This window comes from Chryseobacterium contaminans (genome assembly GCF_001684955.1).
In the GTDB taxonomy this organism is placed as follows: domain Bacteria; phylum Bacteroidota; class Bacteroidia; order Flavobacteriales; family Weeksellaceae; genus Chryseobacterium; species Chryseobacterium contaminans.
This window is the reverse complement of record NZ_MAYF01000132.1, coordinates 1-5150: the sequence shown is the minus strand read 5'-3', so window position 1 is coordinate 5150 and position 5150 is coordinate 1. Positions and strand designations below refer to the sequence as shown.

The following is a 5150-nucleotide window of genomic DNA, read 5'->3' as shown; positions in this document are numbered from 1 at the left end:
CTGGTAAAGATTTTTGATCCTTTTCTTCAAGCTTTGCGTAAAATCAATCAACATGGTATTGCTGAAAGCCTTCATCCTTGAAGAAACGTCATGCCAGAAAGGGACTTTATCTGCTTTGTTATTTTTCAGAATTTTGTAGAGTAAAGAATCTTCTTCAAGTCCTCTAGTCATCGCATACAGAATAATTTCTGAACGTTCTGATGCATTAGGTGGAAATATAGGAATCATGACATCAAATCTTCCCGGAGCCAAGATTTCTTCATCAATTTCGGATACTGAATTGGCTGAACCCACCATCAGTACGCCTTCTTTTTCAAATTTTCCGATATAGTGGAGAATAAGTTCCTGAGCTTCCAGATTACAGGATGCAATATCATTATCTGCTTTTCTTTGCATCATAATTTCATCAAAATCATCTAAGAAAAGCAGCATTTTATTTTCTTTCATCATCGTTAGAAGAAAGTCACTGAAATTGATCTGATTGCCATCAATTAATGAAGTTCCCAGGTAGTGCTTTTTCACTTCTTTGAACTGATACCCTATAATTTCCGCAATTTTATTAGCCCAGAAAATTTTACCACTCCCCGGAGGCCCATACAAAATAATCCCTGCCGGTTTATTAATTCCCCAGTCTTTAATCTGCTGCGGGTTTAAAAATGGTTCAAGAACAGCTGATGTATAGAAAAACAAATCTCTGTATCCTATAAAATCTCTTTGCTGAAGGCTGGTTTTATGCCCAAAATAGTCATATACGAACTGATAATTTCCTCCCAGCTTGTTATCGATTCCATAACTGGAAATGGAAGATTTGAAAAAGCCATTATCAAAAATATTAAGGTTATTGTCCTTAATAGCTTTTTCTACTTTATCCTTCGGTTGATTGATGACTTCAGCAATCTGTTCTAAAGTTTTATTTTTATCCAGGTCTTTTTCGTACAGCCTTAAAAAATCTACATTTTCACGGGCAAATTTTTCAAAATCATCCTTCACTTCAAAGTTGGTGCTGATACAGTCCACCAATTCAAGGTCAAAATCCTGTATAAACTGTTTGATGGCTTCTGCAGAAACATTGAGTTCTTCTGCAAGTTCAATTAGCTTCATAATTCCCTATTAGTTCTACCAAATTTAATATTTTAATTTGATTTTATCAGTATCCTATATTTTGATTCATTTTATTTAATTAAAAATATAAAAGGCTGCCAATAGGCAGCCTCTTTCTTTTAATTTACTTTTTATCTAACAACGGAAGATATTTTCCGTATCCTTTGATTTCCATTTCCGCTTTTGGAATAAACTTAAGAGAAGCACTGTTGATACAATAACGAAGTCCGCCTTTATCTTCCGGCCCATCGTTAAATACGTGTCCTAAGTGAGCATCTCCGGTTTTACTTCTTACTTCTACCCTTGTCATTCCGTGGGTACGGTCCAGCTTTTCATCAATCAGCCCTTTGGTGATCGGTTTTGAAAAGCTTGGCCATCCGCAGCCGGATTCAAATTTATCTGTCGAGACAAATAAAGGTTCCCCTGTTGTGATGTCTACATAAATTCCTTCACGGGTTTCATTCCAGTATTCATTTTGGAATGGTCTTTCTGTTCCGTTTTCCTGGGTGACATTGTATTGTTCTGCTGTCAGTTTTTGCTTTAAAACTTTTTTATCCTGCTTTTGGTAAGTGCTTGCCTTAGGAAGCGGGTTGGCTTTTTTTGCCATTTCAAAAAGTCCAGGTTCAATATGACAATATCCGCCCGGGTTTTTATCTAAATAATCCTGATGATAGTCTTCTGCTTTATAAAAGTTTTTCAAAGGAATTGTTTCCACTACAACTGGCTTGCTATATCCTTTTGCCAGTTTCTGAACTTCATTTTTCACAACTGCTTCATCGGCTTTATCTGTGTAATAAATTCCTGTTCGGTATTGATCTCCTCTGTCATTTCCCTGCTGATTAAGACTTGTAGGATCAATGGTTTTAAAATACAGATCAATCAATAATTTCAAATCCACTTGTTCAGGATCATATTTCACTTTCACGGTTTCTGCAAAACCTGTTGTGTGGCTTACCACTTCTTCATAAGTTGGATTCTGAGTTTTCCCGTTAGCATAACCTACTTCTGTTCCTACAACACCACGAATCTGTTGAAAGAAATGTTCTGTTCCCCAAAAACATCCACCTGCAAAATAAATTTCTCTGACATTTTTACTATCCATAATTTCTTGTTTTTCTTTTTTTACGTTCGTTTCATTGGGCGTATTCTTTTTAAAAAGCCCGCTCTCTGCAGCAAAAACTGCGATACCCAGAATAATTCCGAGTACAATTAATATATTTTTCATATTTAGCTTTTTATTCATTATTTCTTGTTTTGTAAAATCATTAATCCAAATCCTAAAAGCATCAGATCTTTTAAAATAAAGAAGTCTGTTACTGGTACACCATCTACCATTTTCCATATTCCCGGAGTGGTAAACAGATAGCTTAATGTTACCAGAAAAGTCACAACCATTCCTATTCCGGCATATCTTTTTACTACAGCAAATTTCGCACTAAATATCAGGAGTAGAGCAATGATAATTTCTATCACTCCGATAAGGTTTGACACTTCCTGAACGCTCATAATGTTATATACGAAAAAAGTTAAGAAATGGTTTTCCACCAAAGGTTTTATTGCTGAAGCTTCCGTTGGAGTAAACTTAAAAATCCCGATCCAAAGCAATATAAGAGCTGCTCCGAAAAGAGAAATATAATAGCCTAAGGTATACGTTGATTGTTTTTTACCTGATGTTTGTGCTGTTCCTGTCATTTTTTTAGATTTTGAATGAATACTTTCTTTGTTTTTCAAAAGTATAGTCGGAACAGTTTCAAAATCCTGACAAAATTTTTCTTAGAAATTTAATTTATCAAGCATTTTATTCTTAAAATCCTGAATTTCAACTTCATTTATTTCAGTATCCTTTTCACTAAAGGTTTTTCTAAAAATCTTATCCAACAGCTTCATTTTTTCATTATAAGCTTTGCACCATTTACAAATAGCAATATGGAGGTTTAATCTCCTCCTTTCTTTGGCAGAGATTGTTTGTGCATTGCGCTTTTCCATCAGTAAAGTAGCTTCACTGCATGGTAAAAATAATATATGTAGGATTTTTCTTATCATCTCTATACTTTTGAAAACCAGTTAAATTCCAGGCATTCTCTAAGCTGCATCCGGCTTCTTTGAAGAATCTTCCAAAGGTTAGTCGTAGAAACATTTAATTCCTGACTCACATCTGGTGCTTTTTTTTCTTCGATATAATACATTTTCAGTAAAATTTTCCATCTGGCCGGTAATTCTTCGATACATTCCTCAAGAGTTTTATTAAAATCGGAATTATCAAGAAGCTCAGATTCTGTTGATACATTCCAGTCCTGCAAAACATCATTATTCTTCCATGATCCTGTTTCATCAAAAAAATGATCCAGCTTTATGTTGGGTTCCGATTTATATTTTTTCCGGTAAAAATCTGCAATTTTTCTATTCAGAATAGCCATCAGCCAAGTCAATGGCTGGCTTTTCCCTTCAAAAGAATCATAATTGGAAAATACTGCTATAAAAACATCCTGAACAACATCCTGAGCATCTTCTTTATTGGAAAGCATGTATAAAGCTTTCTTCAGAAGTGGTCCGGAATATTGTTCTATCCAGCTTTTCAGAATTTCGTTTTTCATCATACGTGCTATGTTTTGTCTTAGTTCAGATCTTAACGAAGGTAATAAGTTAAATGGAAATGAGCAAAAAGATTCTGAAGGCTAATAGTTTCCCGAAAAATATAGCCAATATATTCATTGTTATGATAAACTATTATGCCTGATATTTGACAAATCACTCCTGAAAATATCAAATATTAGATATTAAATCACCTAAAAATCTTAAATTTGCATCTTATCAAAATTTGATATTAAAAAAAGCAAAAGCAATACTATGACATCACAAGAGATACGTCAAAAATTTTTAGACTATTTTAAAAGTAAGGAACACCTTATCGTTCCTTCAGCTCCTATTGTGCTGAAAGACGACCCTACCCTTATGTTTTCCAACTCAGGAATGACACAGTTCAAGGATTTTTTCCTGGGCTACAAAACCCCTACGGCCCCAAGAATTGCCGATACACAAAAGTGTTTAAGAGTTTCAGGAAAGCACAATGATTTGGATGATGTAGGTAGAGATACTTACCACCACACCATGTTTGAAATGTTGGGGAACTGGTCTTTCGGGGATTACTTCAAAAAGGAGGCTATTGCTTTTGCCTGGGAATTACTGACTGAAGTATACGGAATACCAAAAGAGAATTTATATGTAACGATTTTCGAAGGGGATGCCTCTGAAAATCTTCAGAGAGACCAGGATGCTTATGATTTCTGGAAATCTCATATTTCAGAAGACAGAATCATCAATGGAAATAAGAAGGATAACTTCTGGGAAATGGGAGAAAGCGGACCATGCGGACCGTGTTCAGAAATTCATATTGACCTTAGAACGGCTGAAGAAAAAGCGGCTGTTCCGGGAATTTCATTAGTCAACCAAGACCACCCACAAGTAGTGGAAGTATGGAACCTGGTTTTCATGGAATTCAACAGAAAGGCTGATAAGTCTCTGGAAAAACTTCCTGCTCAGCATGTTGATACAGGAATGGGCTTTGAGCGTCTATGTATGGCGCTTCAGGGAAAATCTTCCAATTATGATACAGACGTTTTCACTCCACTGATTTCTAAAGTTGAAGAGCTTTCAGGAAAGAAATATACCGGAATTTTAGAAGACGAAAAAGATATTGCGATCCGTGTGGTAGTAGACCATATCAGAGCGGTTTCTTTTGCGATTGCAGACGGACAGCTTCCTTCTAACGGAGGCGCAGGATATGTAATCAGAAGAATTTTAAGAAGAGGAATTTCTTATTCTTATAGATTCTTAGGGATGAAAGAACCTTTCCTTTATAAACTGGTGGCTGTATTACAGGAACAGATGGGGCCTTTCTTCCCTGAAATTGAGAAGCAAGGAAAATTGGTTTCAGAGGTCATTAAAAGTGAAGAAGATTCATTCTTAAAAACTATTGAGAATGGTCTGATCAGAGTTGATAAATTAATTCAGCAGACGATTGCTGATAATCTGAAAGTATTACCAAGCGA

The 5150-nt window shown here is 35.4% G+C and carries 6 protein-coding genes; 1 reads left to right on the top strand and 5 read right to left on the bottom strand.

The window, feature by feature from the left end:
* The 5 genes from BBH99_RS09370 to BBH99_RS09350 form a co-directional block, all read right to left on the bottom strand.
* Nucleotides 1-1101 (bottom strand): AAA family ATPase (locus BBH99_RS09370; RefSeq protein ID WP_066694902.1); only part of this gene is annotated, 1101 nt, incomplete at its 3' end.
* Between the two features lie 124 nt (nt 1102-1225).
* The gene (gene msrB / locus BBH99_RS09365) at nt 1226-2326 is read right to left on the bottom strand and encodes a peptide-methionine (R)-S-oxide reductase MsrB (RefSeq protein WP_066694906.1); all 1101 of its coding nucleotides are present in this window, start codon (nt 2324-2326) and stop codon (nt 1226-1228) included.
* A gap of 17 nt (nt 2327-2343) precedes the next feature.
* Nucleotides 2344-2793, bottom strand: a complete 450-nt coding sequence (locus BBH99_RS09360; protein WP_066694904.1) for a DUF417 family protein — start codon at nt 2791-2793, stop codon at nt 2344-2346.
* Nucleotides 2794-2874: 81 nt separating this feature from the next.
* Complete coding sequence (locus BBH99_RS09355; protein WP_066694900.1) at nt 2875-3144, bottom strand: hypothetical protein; 270 nt, start codon at nt 3142-3144, stop codon at nt 2875-2877.
* A gap of 2 nt (nt 3145-3146) precedes the next feature.
* Nucleotides 3147-3698 (bottom strand): RNA polymerase sigma factor, encoded by a 552-nt coding sequence (locus BBH99_RS09350; protein WP_066694899.1) that lies wholly within the window; start codon nt 3696-3698, stop codon nt 3147-3149.
* 250 nt (nt 3699-3948) lie between these two features.
* On the opposite strand from BBH99_RS09350, the gene alaS reads away from it, so the two are divergent.
* Nucleotides 3949-5150, top strand: a 1202-nt coding sequence (gene alaS / locus BBH99_RS09345; protein ID WP_066694898.1) for an alanine--tRNA ligase, incomplete at its 3' end; no start/stop codon positions are given.